This window comes from Vibrio harveyi NBRC 15634 = ATCC 14126 = KCTC 12724 (assembly GCF_001591145.1).
Classification (GTDB): domain Bacteria; phylum Pseudomonadota; class Gammaproteobacteria; order Enterobacterales; family Vibrionaceae; genus Vibrio; species Vibrio harveyi.
In genome coordinates this window covers 14,970-32,929 of the sequence record NZ_BCUF01000022.1, presented here as the reverse complement: position 1 = coordinate 32,929, position 17,960 = coordinate 14,970, and the positions used below count along the sequence as shown (strand labels likewise).

The following is a 17,960-nucleotide window of genomic DNA, read 5'->3' as shown; positions in this document are numbered from 1 at the left end:
ATATGACAATTGAAATTCTGGTTCCAGATTTACCTGAATCAGTTGCTGACGCAACCGTAGCGACATGGCACAAACAACCAGGCGACGTAGTCGAGCGTGATGAAGTTCTGGTTGATATCGAAACTGATAAAGTCGTGCTTGAAGTACCTGCTCCGGAAGCGGGCGTTTTAGAAGCCATTATCGAAGAAGAAGGTGCGACAGTACTTTCTAAGCAGTTGATTGCAAAACTTAAGCCAGGTGCCGTAGCAGGCGAACCAACGACAGATTCAACAGAAGACAAAGAAGCATCTCCTGACAAGCGTCATAAAGCAACGCTGACAGAAGAGAGCAACGATGCGTTAAGCCCTGCGGTTCGTCGTCTTCTTGCTGAACACGGTCTAGAAGCAAGCCAAGTGAAAGGCTCTGGTGTTGGCGGTCGCATTACTCGCGAAGATATCGAAGCGCACCTTGCAAACGCAAAAGCAGCTCCGAAAGCAGAAGCTCCAGCAGCCGTTGAAGCGCCTGCGGCAGCTCGCAGCCAAAAACGTGTTCCAATGACGCGTCTACGTAAGACAGTGGCAAATCGTCTTCTAGAAGCGAAAAACAACACGGCAATGCTAACTACGTTTAACGAAGTGAACATGAAGCCAATCATGGACCTTCGTAAGCAGTACAAAGACCAGTTTGAAGAGCGTCACGGCACTCGCCTTGGCTTCATGTCTTTCTACGTGAAAGCAGTAACTGAAGCACTAAAACGTTACCCAGAAGTGAATGCATCTATTGATGGTGATGACATCGTTTACCACAACTACTTTGATATCAGTATGGCGGTTTCTACGCCACGCGGTCTAGTGACGCCAGTTCTAAAAGACTGTGACACGCTAGGTTTTGCTGACATCGAAAAAGGCATCAAAGAGCTAGCAATCAAAGGTCGTGACGGCAAGCTAACGGTTGATGAGTTGATGGGCGGTAACTTCACTATCACTAACGGCGGTGTATTTGGTTCATTGATGTCTACGCCAATCATTAACCCACCACAATCAGCAATCTTGGGTATGCACAAGATCCAAGAGCGTCCAATGGCGGTTGATGGCAAAGTAGAAATCTTGCCAATGATGTACCTAGCACTATCTTACGATCACCGTTTGATTGATGGTCGTGAGTCAGTGGGTTTCCTAGTAACAATTAAAGAGCTACTAGAAGATCCAGCGCGTCTGTTATTAGACGTTTAATATCGCTAAAACGTCGAGTTGTCCCTGATAGCTCGACGCCTACAGCATCCAAGGCTAGACTGGCTCAGCGTCTGGCCTTCACTTGAACTGCCCCCGATATAATCTATAAGCAGTTGATTTGAGAAGACCCTACAGACGCACCGCATGAAGTGGTGTTATGGAAATAATAAATCCCTTAAGGGATAAACAAACGGAATATCAAAATGAATTTGCATGAATACCAAGCCAAACAGCTGTTTGCAGAATTCGGTTTGCCTGTACCGGAAGGCTACGCATGTGATACGCCACAAGAAGCTTTTGAAGCAGCGGGTCGCATCACTACTGAAAAGAAAGTTGTAAAGTGTCAGGTTCACGCTGGCGGTCGCGGTAAAGCGGGCGGCGTAGAGCTACACGATACAAAAGATGGTGTAAAAGAATTCGCACAAAAATGGCTAGGTAAGAACTTGGTTACTTACCAAACAGACGCAAATGGTCAGCCTGTTACTAAAATCCTTGTAGAAGAAGCATCTAACATTGCTAACGAACTTTACCTTGGTGCGGTTGTAGACCGTGCAAGCCGTAAGATCGTATTCATGGCTTCAACTGAAGGTGGTGTGGAAATCGAAAAAGTTGCGGAAGAAACACCGGAGCTAATCCACAAAGCAGCAATCGATCCACTAGTAGGTCCTCAGGCTTACCAAGGTCGTGAGCTCGCGTTCAAACTTGGTCTTGAAGGTGACCAAATCAAACAATTCGTTAAGATCTTCATGGGTCTTGGCACTATGTTTTCTCAGTACGACCTAGCGCTACTAGAGATCAACCCACTGGTTATTACTGGCGAAGGCAACCTGCTGTGTCTTGACGGTAAGATCAACATCGACTCAAACGCGTTATACCGTCAGCCTAAGCTTCGTGAAATGCACGATCCTTCACAAGAAGATGAGCGTGAAGCGCACGCAGCTCAGTGGGAACTGAACTACGTAGCACTAGACGGCAATGTTGGCTGTATGGTTAATGGTGCAGGTCTGGCGATGGGTACAATGGACATCGTAAACCTACACGGTGGCAAGCCGGCTAACTTCCTAGACGTAGGTGGCGGTGCAACAAAAGAGCGTGTAGCGGAAGCGTTCAAGATCATCCTATCTGATGACAACGTGAAAGCAGTTCTAGTCAACATCTTCGGCGGTATCGTTCGTTGTGACATGATCGCAGAAGGCATCATTGGTGCAGTGAAAGAAGTTGGTGTAACGGTACCTGTTGTTGTTCGTCTTGAAGGTACTAACGCTGACCTAGGTCGCGAAGTTCTTGCTAATTCTGATGTTGATATCATTGCTGCTGAGTCGCTAACAGATGCTGCTCAGAAAGTTGTTGCTGCTGCGGAGGCTAAATAATGTCTGTACTAATTAACAAAGACACTAAAGTAATCTGTCAGGGCTTCACGGGTGGTCAAGGTACTTTCCACTCAGAGCAGGCAATTGCTTACGGTACACAAATGGTTGGTGGTGTATCTCCAGGTAAAGGTGGTCAAACTCACCTTGGTCTTCCTGTATTCAACACTGTACGTGAAGCAGTCGAAGTGACTGGCGCAACAGCAACAGTAATCTACGTACCAGCGCCATTCTGTAAAGATGCAATCCTAGAAGCGATTGATGCGGGTATTGAGCTTATCGTGACCATCACGGAAGGCATCCCAACAACAGATATGATCGATGTTAAAGTGAAGCTAGAAGAAACTGGCGTTCGCATGATCGGTCCAAACTGTCCGGGTGTTATCACACCTGATGAATGTAAGATCGGTATCATGCCTGGTCATATTCACAAGAAAGGTAAAGTAGGTATCGTTTCTCGTTCAGGTACTCTAACGTACGAAGCGGTTAAGCAAACAACGGATGAAGGCTTCGGTCAATCAACGTGTGTTGGTATCGGTGGTGACCCAATTCCTGGTTCAAACTTTATCGATATCCTTAAACTTTTCCAAGAAGACCCAGAAACTGAAGCAATCGTAATGATTGGTGAAATTGGTGGTACTGCGGAAGAAGAAGCTGCTGCTTACATCAAAGAAAACGTAACGAAGCCTGTGGTTTCTTACATTGCTGGTGTAACGGCTCCTCCTGGTAAACGTATGGGTCACGCTGGTGCGATTATCTCTGGTGGCAAAGGTACTGCTGAAGACAAATTCGCAGCACTAGAAGCGGCTGGCGTTAAGACTGTGAAATCTCTAGCAGAGATTGGCAAAGGTCTACGTGAAGTGACAGGTTGGTAATCAACCAAACCATTACAAAAGCATCAAAAAAGCCTGCGATTTCGCAGGCTTTTCTTTTTCTATCAGTGCATTAGGCTTTACGTCTAATCAATTGGCTAAGCATAAACAGGAATGTTGCACTAATGACAACAGAAGGACCTGCTGGCGTATCGAAGTGCCAAGATAGGCTTAACCCCATTAACACTGCAATCGAACCGATAATCGAGGCAAACAATGCCATTTGCTCTGGTGATGAGGAAACTTTACGCGCAGTGGCTGCAGGGATAATCAGTAGAGAAGTCATGATCAATGCGCCAACAAACTTCATACCTACTGCGATGACCACACCCACCATCAGCATTAATACCAAACGCACTAGATCGGTATTCACGCCCTCCACGGCGGCAAGCTCTTCGCTGACTGTGCTGGAGAGCAGTGGGCGCCAAAAGATGTACAAACACGCACTTACAGCAACAACACCAGCGTAGATGAACATCAGATCTTGTGGCGAGACCGCAAGCAAGTCACCGAATAGGTAGCTCATAAGATCTACGCGAACGTTGTCTAAGAAACTGACGGACACTAAACCAATGGACAGCGCACTGTGCGCCAAAATACCAAGCAAGGTATCTGTCGCCACAAGCTGTTGTTTTTGCAGAGTCACAAGCAGGACCGCTAACGCTAAACAGCAAACTAGTAGCGCAAGATATAGGTTTACATTGAGTAAAAAGCCCAGCGCTAACCCCATTAACGAGGCGTGAGCAAGGGTATCGCCAAAGTAAGCCATTTTTCGCCAAACCACGAATGAGCCAAGTGGACCTGCGATGATCGCAATACCAATACCAGCCAGAATTGAAGGCAATAAAAACTCAATCATGATGATGATGTCCGTGAGAATGGTTTGAACAAGATGTAGCATCGCCAGTGACTGGTGAACCCGCTAAATCGTGGTGGTGATGCTCATGATCATGATGGTAAAAAGCCAGAGATTCTCGAGTCGCATTACCAAACAGCGCAATGTAAGAAGGGTGCTGGGTGATGGTTGCCGGTGAGCCAGAGCAGCACACATGATGATGCAAGCAAATCACATCGTCAGTTTTAGCCATCACTAAGTGCAAGTCATGAGACACCATGAACACACCGCAGTCAAATCGGTGGCGGATGCTCTCAATTAAGTCATAGAGATCGATCTGACCTTGAACATCGACCCCTTGAGCGGGTTCATCTAATACCAACAATTCTGGACGTTGTAGTAGGGCGCGTGCGAGCAATACTCGTTGGTTCTCTCCGCCAGATAGACGGTGCATGTTACTTGCGATGAGATGCTCAGCTCCAACAAGGCGTAGCGCATCGAGACATTCCTGCTTGCTATACTTGCCAGCAAGGTTCAAAAAGCGAATGACATTGAGTGGCAGTGAATCGTTGAGTTTCAGTTTCTGAGGAACATAACCAATTTTCAGTTTACGTTGCTTCGTTAACTTACCGCTGGTCGGTTTTTGGAGACCTAGAATGACTTTAACTAATGTCGATTTTCCCGCTCCGTTGGGACCAATTAGGGTGGTGATCTTGCCCTTTTCTAATTCCATAGTGATATTGTCGAGAACTCTGCGTTCGTCAAACTCGACGCACAGTTGCTCAAGACGGACTAGTGAAGACATGAATGAAACTCATTTGCAAAATAATAATGTTATAATGTAACATTATCTCACTTTCCACGCCATACCCCAAGTAAAACTATGAAAAGAGCTATTATTCTTGCTGTCTCAGCAATATTAACGTTACCTGCTCACGCGGTAACTGTGTTAACCAGTATCAAACCAATTCAAATGATCACGACCGAGCTTACTGAAGGCGTAACGGCTCCGGACGTATTGCTACAAAACAATGCATCTCCGCATGATTACGCGTTGCGCCCTTCTGATGTCCAGAAAGTAGCAGCAGCGGATCTGGTGATTTGGTATGGGCACGACCTCGAACCATTCCTTGAAAAAGTGGTGACAGATAGAGGGAACACACTGACACTAAGCCAAATTCCGGGTTTGTCGCTGCGAGAGTTTGGTAGCGAGCATTCTCATGATCACGATGGTCATGACCATGGTACACATGACCCTCATTTTTGGTTGGGTGTTGAAACAGTACAACAGGTCGCTAATGCAATTGCACACAAGTTAGCGGAAGTTGATCCAGTACATGCCGATACGTACGCCAACAACCTGAAGAAATTTGAAGTAAAGTTGAACGCGACTGATTCTGAGATTAAACAGCAGCTTGCTCCAGTCAAAGATAAAGGTTACTTCGTATTCCATGATGCTTATGGGTATTTTGAAGAGCGTTATGGTTTGAATCAAATGGGTCACTTCACCGTTTCACCGGACCGTAAACCTGGTGCAAAAACACTGATTCGTATCCGTAAAACGTTGGGAACCGGTGATGTAGCGTGCGTGTTCTCTGAACCTCAGTTTACTCCGGCGGTTATTGAGAGTGTGATGCGCGGCAGTGACGTTCGTTCAGGTGTTCTTGATCCGCTGGGTAGTGAGGTTGAGGTGAAATCTGGAAGTTACTTCGAATTTCTTAAAGGAATGTCCAACAGCTTTAGTCAATGTTTGAGCGAAAAGTAACAATTGTGTTGTGCTTCTCTACACGGAATACGTTTTTAACGTGATCTGGCAGTAAGAATTACAAACCTTAAGCGCAGTGAGTCTTTTCTATCAAAGGATTTGAGATATCATTATCAATAATTAGCGGCTCAAAATAACCATATAGACACTTAGCTATGGAAGGCATGAGTGAACCATGAGTCGCACGTATTGATACATGTAAGGATTTTATCTTGCTGCGCCAATTAGCCCTCTTTTTCTGGGCTTTTATCCTCTCATTTCAAGCGTTTGCTTCAAGTGAAGCGAATGCGATCTTTTACCCTTTGCCAAATCAGGTTAAGGGGACTTTTATTGCGGCAAAAAAATTGTTCCCGGGTGAGCATGGTGGGCTTTGGATTCACGATGTCCACGGACGGGTGCTGTTTTATGATGGGCAAACCACTTTGCCAAAATCAGGCAGTTTTCTACGAGCGAAAGTAGAACAACTGGCATACCACAAAGGCTCATTCTGGACGTTTATCGAAAACGAGGTATATCAGACTTACCCTAACCAAGAACGTCGCTTGGTCTTTAGTCTCAATCCTGGTTCTCAAATTCGTAAGATTGGCTCATCTGGCAATTTTATCTGGGTTAGTGACGGCGCGCATTTCTATACCTACAATATTGAAACCAGTGAACTTAACTCCTTCTCTTTACTGCAACTCTATCAGCATAGTAACAACAGTTACGTCTATATTAATGACGCCATTTTCGTCGAAACGAAGTGGGCGTTAGCGACGACATCAGGTGTATATCTATCAGAGGGGAGCAAGTTCAACCATGTTGTTTCGTCGGGTAAACACTACATAGAAAAAGTGTATTACTCACATACTCGTCGAGAGATTCTGGTCGGAACGCTAAAAGGCGCGCTGATTTTTAATATCTCCGAACCAGATAAACCTGTCATTCGAATTGGTACATCTCACGTTCTTACATTTGCAGAAACCAACCAAGAGTATTGGGTCGGAACGGAGCAAGGGCTTTATTTGTATTCGTTCTTAAGCGGAGATGTAACTCAAGTCACCCCGGCAAGCTTCCTTGAGCTGGAATTAGCGACCACTAAGATCTACTCGTTATTGAACGACAACATGGGCGGTATGTGGATTGCTACCAACCAAGGCATTCGTTATTACTCATTATTTAGTAAAAAATTCGAGCGAACAACGTTCAGTAGTTACGATCAATTGACACTTTCTGGGCGAATCCGCCAAACGTTGACGGGACCTGATGGTGCGCTTTGGTTTGCTGATGATCATAAGCTTTATCGCTCAGGACCTAAGGCAATTAGTGAGGTTTTAGATTTATCTTCTCAGATTAATGAGTTCGCTTTTCAAGGTGATAAGTTATGGATAGCGACAGCAAATGGCCTTGAGATATTCGATCTTGAGAACTTAACCCCAATGACCTTCCCGTATTTGCAAGTCATTGCAGGACGAGCCGTTGATCATATTGTGGCTGACGGGGCGAGCCGATTGTGGGTATCAAGTGGTTATCAACTGTTTAATATCGACGCTGAAAAGCAAGAAATGCGTAACTTTGGCAGTGACTGGTTAGTGAGTCAGTATCTACCTGCCAAAATTACTCGTTTGTATGACAAAGAAGAGTTGCTGCTGATTGGTACCGATCACGGTGTCTATGAGTATGATGGAGAGCGGATTCGTTTTAACCGTTTCTCTGAAAAGTATGGAGAGTCGCTTGATATCATTACTGCTAATGATGGCTCTCAATGGTTTGCATCTGCTTACGGTGTTTTTCGAACCATCCCGGGTCGTAACGAAAAGCAGGTGATGGAAATGAGTGTTTCAAACTCTCGGTCCGCTTGTTTACTGAGTGATTCTGAAGGGGTTTGGCTCGCTTCATCGGTAGGGTTAAGCTATTACCATCTCTCCGGTCAGTTGATGAAGCACTATTCCTCTTCTTCAGGCTTAATTAATAATGAATTTCTTCCAGGCGTTTGTAATCTGATTCGACGTTCAGAGGATAGTGACCGCCAACTTATCTTTGGATCTCAATACGGTTTAGTGAAAGCTGATTCATCAAAACTGCTAGTGTCTAATACGCCAGAGTCCAAACTTATTGTTAGCCAAGTCATGTTGGAAAATGATGTTGTTCAAGTAGGAAGCTCTGACTTAGAAGATATGAAGTTGCCTTATGGGTCTTCATTGAGTTTCTTGTTTGGTGTGATGCCAAAACCAGATAACCAAAACCTCTACTATCGCTTGAATGAGAGTGAACAATGGCAATCTCTGGAAGGTGGACAGTTAACACTAGAGCACTTAAATTCCGGAGATTATCACCTTCAAGTAAGTAATGACTCACAGCTCGCCTCTGGTTTGATTGGACTTGAATCTAAGTTTACGGTACTCAAGCCTTGGTATTTGTCAAAGTTGGCAATATCTGGATTTACGTTAATTACGATCGCAACGTTAGCACTCCTGATGTACTGGCGTTCGCGATTTGTATTGCAAGCGAACCGTGATCTAGCGGCGCAGGTGACATTAAAAACCAATCAGTTACGTCATCAAAGTCGAGTTCTATTGACGAGCAATCAACAGCTTAGAAAGCAAATTCAAGTGAGAAACTTGCTGGTGGACCATGTTGCACAATCAATTAAATCTAGTGTGGATTCGATTGCCCATAAGCTTCCACTGGATTTAGATTCAGTAACTCAAGATCACCTTTCTAAAACCTATTGGCAATTGAACGAGCTTAAGAGCTCACCAGAAGATACCAGCAATGGTAGTCAAAACTATAACTTAAGCCAGATTACCCAGTCCGTCGTTGATGTGTGGCGAGAGGACTTCACTAAAGCTGGCATTAGTGTTGAGTTAGAAGATGACAACAAAGCGAGCCGGATTTCACTCGAAAGCTTTAATCTTGATGTCATTTTTAACAGCATCTTCGCCAATATTATTAAACGCTCTTTTAGAGGGCAGTCGGTTAAGTTGGTATTGGAGGAGGGGAATGACATTGTCTCGTTAAGTTTTATCGATCATGGTACCCAGTTACCGAGTAAGGCTTCGACGATGCGACCATCAAATAGCAGCAATGTTGATTTAAGTATGGATAATTTGCCTCAATTGGTGGCGGTCAGCGGTGGTCATTTATCTATGTTTGCGTCGGATGCTCAAAATAAAATTGAAATCACGTGGCCATGTGCTCAAGAACCGAGTCATGTCGAAGAGGTCTTGCCGGAGTTTGCAGAAGTAGAGAAACCACAGCAAGATACATCGCCGGAACAAGAATGGTTGATGAAAGTGTATCAACTTGTCGCAGAACATTATCACGACCCAGAATTTGGTACAGCGTCTGCAGCGAAGATGCTCTATATGTCAGAAAGAAGCCTACAACGACGATTTAAATCTGCTTCTTCACGAACATTGAAAGACTACTTAACGGAAGTTAGGTTGGAAACCGCCTGTGAACAATTGCTCGCTGGTGAGAAGATCAGTGAAGTTGCCTTTAACTGCGGCTTTAATGACCCGTCGTACTTTAGCCAGAAGTTTAAGCTACATTTCGGGCTGCCACCTTCTAAGTTCGCAATGACTCAAGAGAGCCAAACAAGCCTCTAGCTCTTAATTCGACATTACCGAGCCCAGCCTTAGCGTTGGGCTTTTTTACGTCTGTAAGGTAAACGGTATCGTAAAGAGCTCAATATAGATTCTGGACACAAGGGAATGACATTTAGTCTGGCGTGATGCGTGATGCGTGATGCGTGATGCGTGATAAAGGGCTCGAGCTATATAACGCAGAGTACGTGCAGCACAATGGCGATATAGTGTTGTGATAGATAATGAGAATAACAGGGATTTGTTCGAGTAAAACGTTTAGGAATTATTGGGACTTAATTGAGAAGCGAATGAAGAAAGAGAAGAAAAAAAATATCGTGGTATAGCCGGGGGGACTATACCACGGGTGTCAATGACACCTTCGCTTGCTGCCGGAGTGACATGTTGCCATGCCACCTCTGGAATTCTTTTGAGAGGCTGTTGTCTCTCGATGGGTTAACTATACGAGACCTTACTTATTTTTCTTATAAAAATAACGACAGCTTTATGTGAGAAAAGCGACAAGTTGCCTTTTTCTATTTAAGGTGCTGAATTTATTGATTTTTTAATTTTTCGAAACTGCAAATGTTACGCTTGTGTTAATTTACATTTGTCTGAAAATATTCAATTTTGACGAAAATGACGTGAAATTAATTAACGGAGTTGACGTTAGATTTCGCCAAAAGCATTAATGAAATCTTTGATTTCACACAATGAATGAGAGGGTATAGAAGAGTAACATTAGCGCCCTATACTATTAATAATAATATTTATCATTTGCACTACTCTTAAGGGCCACTATGAAGCTATCAGAAATCAAACCTGGCGAAACAGTGACAATTCGGTTGTTAGAAGGACTTACGTCGGACGTCAGAAAAAAGCTAATGGTAATGGGACTACTTCCTAATACTGAGGTTAAAGTTATTCGACGCGCACCAATGGGAGACCCACTGCAAGTTGAAGTTCGTGGTGTTTCTGTTGCATTACGAGAGACTATTGCGCAAAACATCGAAGTGGAGCGAGCATAATGCAATACCAAATTCTTACTGTTGGTAACCCAAACAGCGGTAAAACCACACTTTTTAATGGCCTGACTGGTGCAAAACAACAAGTTGGTAACTGGGCTGGTGTAACGGTTGAAAAGAAAACTGGTCAGTTCAAACATGCTGGTGATGAATTTCTTCTGACGGACCTTCCGGGTATCTACTCTCTCGACAGTGGCAATGATAGCAATAGTATCGACGAATCTATCGCATCGCGTGCGGTTTTGACGCACCCTGCTGATCTGATTATCAACGTAGTAGACGCAACGAGTCTTGAGCGCAGCTTATACATGACGCTACAACTGCGTGAACTTGGTCGTCCTATGATTGTTGTATTAAACAAAATGGACGCACTTAAGCGTGAACGCCAAGTCATCAATGTTGTAGAACTAGAAAAAACCTTGGGTTGTCCAGTCGTTAGCCTATCAGCGACAAATAAAGCACAAGTTGCAGAATTTAAAGAGAAGTTGCACAAGTCAGTGGTTCAAGGTGTTGCACTAAAAGACATCGCTTTGAATTACGGCGAACAAATGGAAGCGGCGATCAACAACGTTTCGGCTCTTTTCAATGATCAAACCGTTTCTAACCGTGCTCTAGCAATTCGTGCACTGGAAAAAGATGCACTGGTTCTTAACAGCATGTCGGATGCTGATCGCAATAGCGTTGAAAACACAATTGCAGAACTTGAGCTTGATGTTGACTTACATGTTGCAGATACAAAATACACACACCTTCATGAAGAGTGTAAGAAAGTACGTCGCAGTGAGGGCAAGCTAAGTCGCAGTGTGACTGAAAAGCTAGACCAATTTATCTTGAACAAGTGGGTGGGCATTCCATTCTTCTTCATTGTTATGTACCTAATGTTCATGTTCTCTATCAACATTGGTAGTGCGTTCATCGACTTCTTTGATATCGGTGTCGGTGCTCTGTTGGTTGATGGTGGACACCACTTGTTAGACGGTCATTTGCCTGTGTGGTTAGTGACGGTGCTTGCTGATGGTATTGGTGGTGGTATCCAAACGGTTGCAACCTTTATTCCAGTTATCGCGTGTTTGTACTTGTTCTTAGCGGTACTAGAAAGCTCAGGCTACATGGCTCGTGCCGCATTCGTACTAGATAAAGTGATGCAGAAGATTGGTTTACCAGGCAAAGCATTCGTACCGCTTGTTCTTGGTTTTGGCTGTAACGTACCGTCAATCATGGCAACCCGTACTCTAGATCAAGAGCGTGAGCGTAAACTAGCTGCATCTATGGCGCCATTTATGTCATGTGGTGCTCGTCTACCAGTATACGCACTATTCGCTGCGGCATTCTTCCCAGGTTCTGGTCAGAACATTGTATTCGCACTTTACCTACTTGGTATTGTGGCAGCGATCTTCACGGGGCTTTTCCTTAAGCACACGCTTTACCCAGGTAGCAGTGACAGCCTAGTAATGGAAATGCCTGACTATGAGCTTCCAACGTTACAAAACGTGGTGATCAAAACTTGGCAAAAGCTAAAGCGCTTCGTTCTTGGTGCAGGTAAAACCATCGTTATCGTTGTTGCTATTCTGAGTTTCTTCAACTCATTGGGTACTGATGGCAGCTTTGGTAACGAAGACAGCGAAAACTCTGTGCTTTCTAAAGCAGCGCAAGTTGTGACTCCAGTATTCGCGCCAATCGGTGTTCAAGAAGACAACTGGCCGGCGACGGTAGGTATCATTACCGGTATCTTCGCAAAAGAGGCGGTAGTTGGTACGCTTAACAGCCTATACACTACACCAAGCGATGGTGAAGACGCAGAATTTGACCTAATGGGCAGCCTAGAAGAGGCAGTAATGAGTATCCCTGAAAACCTAGCCGGTTTGAGCTACTCAGATCCACTAGGCATTGAAGTGGGTGACTTAACTGACTCAAATGCAGTTGCAGAAGAACAAGAAGTCGATGCTTCTATCTTCGGTAACATCAAATCGCAGTTTGCTTCTGGCAATGCCGCATTTGCTTACCTAATCTTTATCCTACTGTACACACCTTGTGTGGCGGCGATGGGTGCTTACGTACGTGAGTTTGGTCATAAGTTCGCACGCTTTATCGCGGTTTGGACAATGGGCTTAGCTTACCTATGTGCGACGTTCTACAACCAATTGACGCATTTCGCAGATAGCCCAGTAACAAGTGGTATTTGGATGGCTGTGATCGTTGCTATCTTCTTTGGTACCTACCGCGTGTTCAAACAAGTTGGTAAGAAACAAAACGGTGCATTAGAGGCGCAAGTAGCATGATTTTAAAAGAGCTTTATCAATACATTGCAGACAAAGGAACCGTCTCCCAGTCAGATCTGGCTAAACAGTTTGGGATGAGTGAAGATGGCGCTGACGCGATGTTAAACGTGTGGATTAAGAAGGGCAAAATTAGCCGCCTAGTCGACACTAATAAAGCTCATGACGTGACTCGTGTTCGCTACTCAGTGACTAAACAAGATGGTTTGTCTTTGACAGTCACCATGTAGCGATTGTCAAAATTAGTCACCTAAAAAGCTATTCCATAAAAACGACAAAGCCGCATCAGCAATGATGCGGCTTTTCTTTTGCTGGTTATTGTTTGTGAATACAGCGAAATTAATGCATTTCAGAGTGTTTAGTCGCGCCTAACCCTAGGAACTTCAAACCAAGACTTAAAACTAAAATCGAAATAGGTAATGTTAAGATCGTCCAATCTAAGCTGTCGAAGTTAATCAGCACGAGCTCTAAGAACTTCACAAACAAGATCACGATGATGACTTCAGCCAAAATGTTTTTTAGGTGACCGATGTTTGGGGCTCTGATCCAATGCAAAACCGACTGTTCTTGTGTTTTCGCTTTAGCTTTGTTGGAAATAAACAGTGTGTAGATGCCGTGAGCAAAGATGAACAAAACTAGTGCGACAAGAAACGTATCCAGTGATTTGATCAAATACGCGATCGCGATGTCTGCTTTATCTAAATGTGCGAGTGCTTCTGGAGGTGTTTGATTGAGAATGAAGACCGCAAATGCCGAATAGGTTTTTGCTGCGCCCATAACAAAAAGCAAGAATGAAGCAGCCATAGAACAGATGATGGCGATCCAGCTGACGTATCGGAATGTGTTGAAGACTTGTTTCATGATGACCCTCTCTAACTGAGTTGGCAGTCTAAACAAGTTTTATTTTAGTGATAATCCTAGAAAAATGAGAAAGATTGTTACAAATGCGTATTAATCTTTCTCTGTCTGTTTCAGCCGTATTCAAAGGCGAATTATTTTCGCTGACAGCGGCTATGCTTTTTGGAAAATAGAGCTCAGTGATAGCACGTTTTTAATACGGCCAAGCAATTCGTTTTGCTCTTCTTCTGTACGGAATTCACCTTTGGTGTTGCCCCAAACTGGTCCCGGCCATGCTACGTCATCTTTGAAGCGAGCAATATGGTGAATGTGTAGCTGAGGTACCATGTTACCTAGTGCGCCTAGGTTTAACTTGTCTGGACGGAATGTTGCTTCTAGTGCTTGGCTTACTGCCTGAGACTCTAGCAAAAACTGTTGCTGTTCTTTCATTGGCAAATGGTGAAGCTCTTTTAGGTTTGCACGTTTTGGTACCAAGATAACCCATGGCACGGCATTGTCTTTATGCAGAAGTGCCACACACAGTGGGAAGTGACCGATAACGGTAGTGTCTTTTGCCAATTGAGGGTGCAGTTCAAAACTCATTATATTATCCGATTTGAATTGAATGACATCAGTATACGCCAGATAAAACAAAAGGTTGACGCTTTCACGCCAACCTTTCTAAATCGTCTCGATTCTAGAATCGCTTACATACGCTCTAGAGTATCAATACCTAGTAGAGACAGACCTTGCTTGATGGTCTTCGCTGTTAGCGCTGCTAGTTTCAGACGGCTTTGTTTCACAGCTTCGTCTTCAGCAACTAGGATAGGGCACGCTTCGTAGAAGCTAGAGAACTGACCTGCTAGTTCGAATAGGTAGCTACACATGATGTGTGGTTGACCTTCGCGAGCAACAGATTGAACTGCTTCTTCGAACTGCATAAGTTTTGCAATAAGCGCTTTTTCTTTCTCGTCAGTGATCTTAATTTCACCTTGTAGATCATCCATAGAAACGCCAGCTTTAGCGAATACAGATGCTACGCGAGTGTAAGCGTATTGCATGTAAGGTGCAGTGTTACCTTCGAACGCTAGCATGTTGTCCCAATCGAACACGTAGTCTGTGGTGCGGTGCTTAGAAAGGTCTGCGTATTTAACCGCTGCCATTGCAACCGTGTTAGCGATCGCTTTCTTCTCGTCTTCTGCTAGTTCTGGGTTCTTAGATTCGATCAGCTGTGCTGCGCGAACTTCTGCTTCATCAAGAAGATCAGCAAGACGAACCGTACCGCCTGCACGAGTCTTGAATGGCTTACCATCTTTACCTAGCATCATACCGAACGCGTGGTGCTCAAGAGATACTGACTCTGGTACGTAGCCCGCTTTACGAACGATAGTCCAAGCTTGCATTAGGTGTTGGTGTTGACGAGAGTCGATGAAGTAAAGTACGCGGTCTGCGCCTAGTTCTTCGTAACGGTATTTCGCACATGCGATGTCCGTTGTTGTGTATAGGAAGCCGCCGTCGCGTTTCTGAACGATAACGCCCATCGCTTCGCCGTCTTTGTTCTTGAATTCTTCAAGGAACACAACTTGCGCGCCGTCATCTTCAACTGCAAGACCTTGTGCTTTAAGGTCCGCTACGATCTTAGGTAGCATGTCGTTGTACATGCTCTCGCCCATTACGTCATCACGAGATAGAGATACGTTTAGACGATCGTAGTTACGTTGGTTTTGGATCATGGTTACGTCAACCAGCTTCTTCCACATTTCTGCGCAGAACTCGTCGCCGCTTTGCAGTTTCACAACGTAGTTACGTGCTTTCACTGCGAACTCTTCGTCTTCGTCGTACAGTTTCTTAGACTCACGGTAGAAGCCTTCAAGGTCAGCCAGCTCCATAGAAACTTCGCCAGACTCTTGTTGTACACGCTCAAGGTTTGCGATAAGCATACCGAACTGAGTACCCCAGTCACCGATGTGGTTCGCACGGATCACTTTGTGACCTAGGAACTCAAGAGTACGTACTACTGCATCACCGATGATGGTTGAACGTAGGTGACCAACGTGCATTTCTTTAGCAACGTTTGGTGCAGAGTAGTCAGCAACGATAGTTTGAGCTTCGTCTGCTGCAACGCCAAGACGTGAATCAGCCAATGCTGCTTCCGCTTGTTTTGCTAGGAACTCTTCGCTTAGGAAAATGTTGATGAAACCAGGACCAGCGATTTCTGTCTTGCTCGCAATACCATCTAGGTCTAGAACATCCAGTACTTTCTGTGCAAATTCTCGTGGGTTAGTACCCAGTTTTTTAGCAACGCCCATTACGCCGTTTGCTTGGTAGTCACCAAATTGTGGCTTTGCTGATTGGCGTACTGCCGCAGGACTACCTGCAGGTGCGCCAGCGGCTTCTAGAGCCTGAGATACTTTGTCATTAATAAGTGCTTGGATATTCACACGCGTTTCCTTCAATTCAAGGACGAAGAACTCGGCGAAGTAAGTGCCGAGTTCTGTTGGAGTTCACAAAAATGGGGCTAATGATAACAACTTTATTGCTTTTCATACAGAGAGGAATTGGGGAAATTTATACTTTTTCGATTGAATGGAAATGTGGCTTGGTTTGCGTTTACTATTGCGCTCAGAGTAATGAGATAAATCGCCCCATAAGAGAGCCACAATGACGACTCAACTAGTTGAAAAACGCCTAGCGCCTGAATTGATGATCCAAGATCTGGATGCATTTATGGCGAAGATTGAAGAGCTTGCATCCCTGTTAAAACTGGATCTGAGCTTTGCTCAAGCTGACCATATTGCGCTGCGTATTAATGATACTGAAACAGCGAAAGCCGCGCATGAAGCATGGAATCAATACGGCAAGGTAATTTCACAAGCGAAAATCAACGGTCGCCCGATTATTGTTATTGAATTCGACAAAGCGTTAGAAAGCCGTGGCTGGAAGATAGAGTGTCTTGAGCTGCCATACCCTGCGGAAGGCAAAATCTATCCAAGCGAAAGCTGGGAACATGTGGAGTTTGTAATTCCGTCTCATGCCGAAACCGCAGACGAGTTTCTTGCTGATTTGAAACACACTTACCCAGCGTTTGGCGCGTGTTTTGACGAGTTAGAAGAGCTAGGTGTGAAGATCAAACTGTCGAGTCCTAAAGGGGAAGGTGAACGCTTGAACAATCCAACGGTGGCGTTTAAGTATCAAGGCATTTGTATCAAGCTGCACCCGCATTCACTTAAGCGTATTGTGAAGTCTGAGCAGGTTGAATAAGTGAGCTCTTAACAACTATGAAGAAGAAAGGGTTGCCAAATGAGCAACCCTTTCTTTTTTCAAATGTGATGACTTAAAGAATAACCGTCTTATTGCCGTAAACAAAAACGTGGTCATTGATCACTTTATTCAAAGCCTTGCTCAATACGTTCTTCTCTACATCGCGACCTGCTTGCGCCATATCTTGTGCGCTGAACGTGTGATCCACTGGAATAACGTCCTGCTTGATGATTGGACCTTCATCCAAGTCATTTGTCACGAAGTGCGCTGTTGCACCGATGATCTTCACACCGCGGTCATAAGCTTGTTGGTATGGCTTAGCACCGATAAACGCGGGTAAGAAACTGTGGTGGATATTGATGATCTTGTGACGGTATTTCTCTACGAAAGTCGGAGTGAGAACACGCATGTACTTCGCTAGTACAAGATAATCGGCATCGTATTGATCAATCACTTCAAGCATCTTCTGCTCGTGCTCTTCACGGCTAAGATCTTCGTGAGTAACGTGATGGTAAGGAATATCAAAACGCTCCGTGAGTGTTTGCAGTTTGTCGTAGTTACCAACAACTGCAGCAATTTCAACATCTAAGCTGCCATCGTAAGTCTTCATCAGAATATCACCTAGACAGTGCGCTTCTTTGGTTACTAGGATAACGATGCGTTTGCGGCGAGAGCTGATAAGTTTGCGTTTTGCACCTTGTGGCAGTGCTTGGTCTAAATCGGCGAGTAGCGTTTGATCGTTGAAGTACCCCTCCAACTCGGTTCTCATGAAAAAGTGCCCACTGGTGTTATCAACAAACTCGTTATTATGAACGATATTCAGCTGATGCTTATAACAGATATTGGTGATTTTTGAGATCAAACCCGGTGCGTCAGAACAATGGGTTAACAGTGTTTTCTTTTCCATAAATCAGATACTTCCATGCATTATTTTTCTAGCGTACG

Annotated in this window: 15 protein-coding genes; 9 read left to right on the top strand and 6 right to left on the bottom strand. The window is 44.5% G+C overall.

The window, feature by feature from the left end:
- The first annotated feature begins 2 nt into the window (after positions 1 to 2).
- From odhB to sucD, 3 genes are all read left to right on the top strand, one after another.
- On the top strand, positions 3 to 1,211 hold the full coding sequence (odhB, locus tag VHA02S_RS12885) for a 2-oxoglutarate dehydrogenase complex dihydrolipoyllysine-residue succinyltransferase (RefSeq protein ID WP_005426699.1): 1,209 nt from the start codon (positions 3 to 5) through the stop codon (positions 1,209 to 1,211).
- A 203-nt stretch (positions 1,212 to 1,414) separates the two neighbouring features.
- A complete protein-coding gene (gene sucC / locus VHA02S_RS12880; RefSeq protein WP_005446426.1) occupies positions 1,415 to 2,581 on the top strand; it encodes an ADP-forming succinate--CoA ligase subunit beta in 1,167 nt (388 codons plus the stop codon).
- On the top strand, positions 2,581 to 3,453 hold the full coding sequence (sucD, locus tag VHA02S_RS12875; RefSeq protein ID WP_005436989.1) for a succinate--CoA ligase subunit alpha: 873 nt from the start codon (positions 2,581 to 2,583) through the stop codon (positions 3,451 to 3,453). The genes sucC and sucD overlap by 1 nt, the downstream gene beginning before the upstream one ends.
- 70 nt (positions 3,454 to 3,523) lie before the next feature.
- On the opposite strand, the gene znuB is transcribed toward sucD, so the two are convergent.
- Together znuB and znuC are read right to left on the bottom strand one after the other, a co-directional pair.
- Positions 3,524 to 4,309 (bottom strand): zinc ABC transporter permease subunit ZnuB, encoded by a 786-nt coding sequence (znuB, locus tag VHA02S_RS12870; protein WP_005446427.1) that lies wholly within the window; start codon positions 4,307 to 4,309, stop codon positions 3,524 to 3,526.
- A complete protein-coding gene (gene znuC / locus VHA02S_RS12865; RefSeq protein ID WP_009698581.1) occupies positions 4,302 to 5,090 on the bottom strand; it encodes a zinc ABC transporter ATP-binding protein ZnuC in 789 nt (262 codons plus the stop codon). The genes znuB and znuC overlap by 8 nt, the downstream gene beginning before the upstream one ends.
- Positions 5,091 to 5,168: 78 nt before the next feature.
- Between znuC and znuA the strand changes: the two genes are divergently transcribed.
- From znuA to VHA02S_RS12840, 5 genes are all read left to right on the top strand, one after another.
- Positions 5,169 to 6,050 (top strand): zinc ABC transporter substrate-binding protein ZnuA, encoded by an 882-nt coding sequence (gene znuA / locus VHA02S_RS12860; RefSeq protein ID WP_017188397.1) that lies wholly within the window; start codon positions 5,169 to 5,171, stop codon positions 6,048 to 6,050.
- Positions 6,051 to 6,262: 212 nt separating this feature from the next.
- Positions 6,263 to 9,640, top strand: coding sequence for an AraC family transcriptional regulator (locus VHA02S_RS12855; protein WP_038898869.1), 3,378 nt, complete (start codon positions 6,263 to 6,265; stop codon positions 9,638 to 9,640).
- Between the two features lie 776 nt (positions 9,641 to 10,416).
- Entirely contained in the window at positions 10,417 to 10,644 is a 228-nt protein-coding gene (locus VHA02S_RS12850; protein WP_005426705.1) for a FeoA family protein, read from the top strand.
- Positions 10,644 to 12,920 carry a Fe(2+) transporter permease subunit FeoB gene (gene feoB / locus VHA02S_RS12845; RefSeq protein ID WP_038898868.1) on the top strand — a complete coding sequence of 759 codons (2,277 nt, stop codon included), beginning with the start codon at positions 10,644 to 10,646 and terminating at the stop codon, positions 12,918 to 12,920. Before VHA02S_RS12850 ends, feoB begins: the two co-directional genes overlap by 1 nt.
- A complete protein-coding gene (locus tag VHA02S_RS12840) occupies positions 12,917 to 13,147 on the top strand; it encodes a FeoC-like transcriptional regulator (RefSeq protein ID WP_005382192.1) in 231 nt (76 codons plus the stop codon). Before feoB ends, VHA02S_RS12840 begins: the two co-directional genes overlap by 4 nt.
- 109 nt (positions 13,148 to 13,256) lie before the next feature.
- On the opposite strand, the gene VHA02S_RS12835 is transcribed toward VHA02S_RS12840, so the two are convergent.
- From VHA02S_RS12835 to argS, 3 genes are all read right to left on the bottom strand, one after another.
- Entirely contained in the window at positions 13,257 to 13,778 is a 522-nt protein-coding gene (locus tag VHA02S_RS12835; protein WP_038898867.1) for a YqhA family protein, read from the bottom strand.
- Between the two features lie 150 nt (positions 13,779 to 13,928).
- Positions 13,929 to 14,357 (bottom strand): HIT family protein, encoded by a 429-nt coding sequence (locus VHA02S_RS12830; RefSeq protein ID WP_005446436.1) that lies wholly within the window; start codon positions 14,355 to 14,357, stop codon positions 13,929 to 13,931.
- Between the two features lie 104 nt (positions 14,358 to 14,461).
- The gene (gene argS / locus VHA02S_RS12825) at positions 14,462 to 16,195 is read right to left on the bottom strand and encodes an arginine--tRNA ligase (protein ID WP_005446437.1); all 1,734 of its coding nucleotides are present in this window, start codon (positions 16,193 to 16,195) and stop codon (positions 14,462 to 14,464) included.
- 220 nt (positions 16,196 to 16,415) lie between these two features.
- Between argS and VHA02S_RS12820 the strand changes: the two genes are divergently transcribed.
- Complete coding sequence (locus VHA02S_RS12820; RefSeq protein ID WP_038898866.1) at positions 16,416 to 17,015, top strand: VOC family protein; 600 nt, start codon at positions 16,416 to 16,418, stop codon at positions 17,013 to 17,015.
- A 73-nt stretch (positions 17,016 to 17,088) separates the two neighbouring features.
- Here the strand turns inward: VHA02S_RS12820 and purU are convergent, their stop codons facing one another.
- Entirely contained in the window at positions 17,089 to 17,922 is an 834-nt protein-coding gene (gene purU / locus VHA02S_RS12815) for a formyltetrahydrofolate deformylase (protein ID WP_005428723.1), read from the bottom strand.
- Positions 17,923 to 17,960 lie beyond the last annotated feature (38 nt).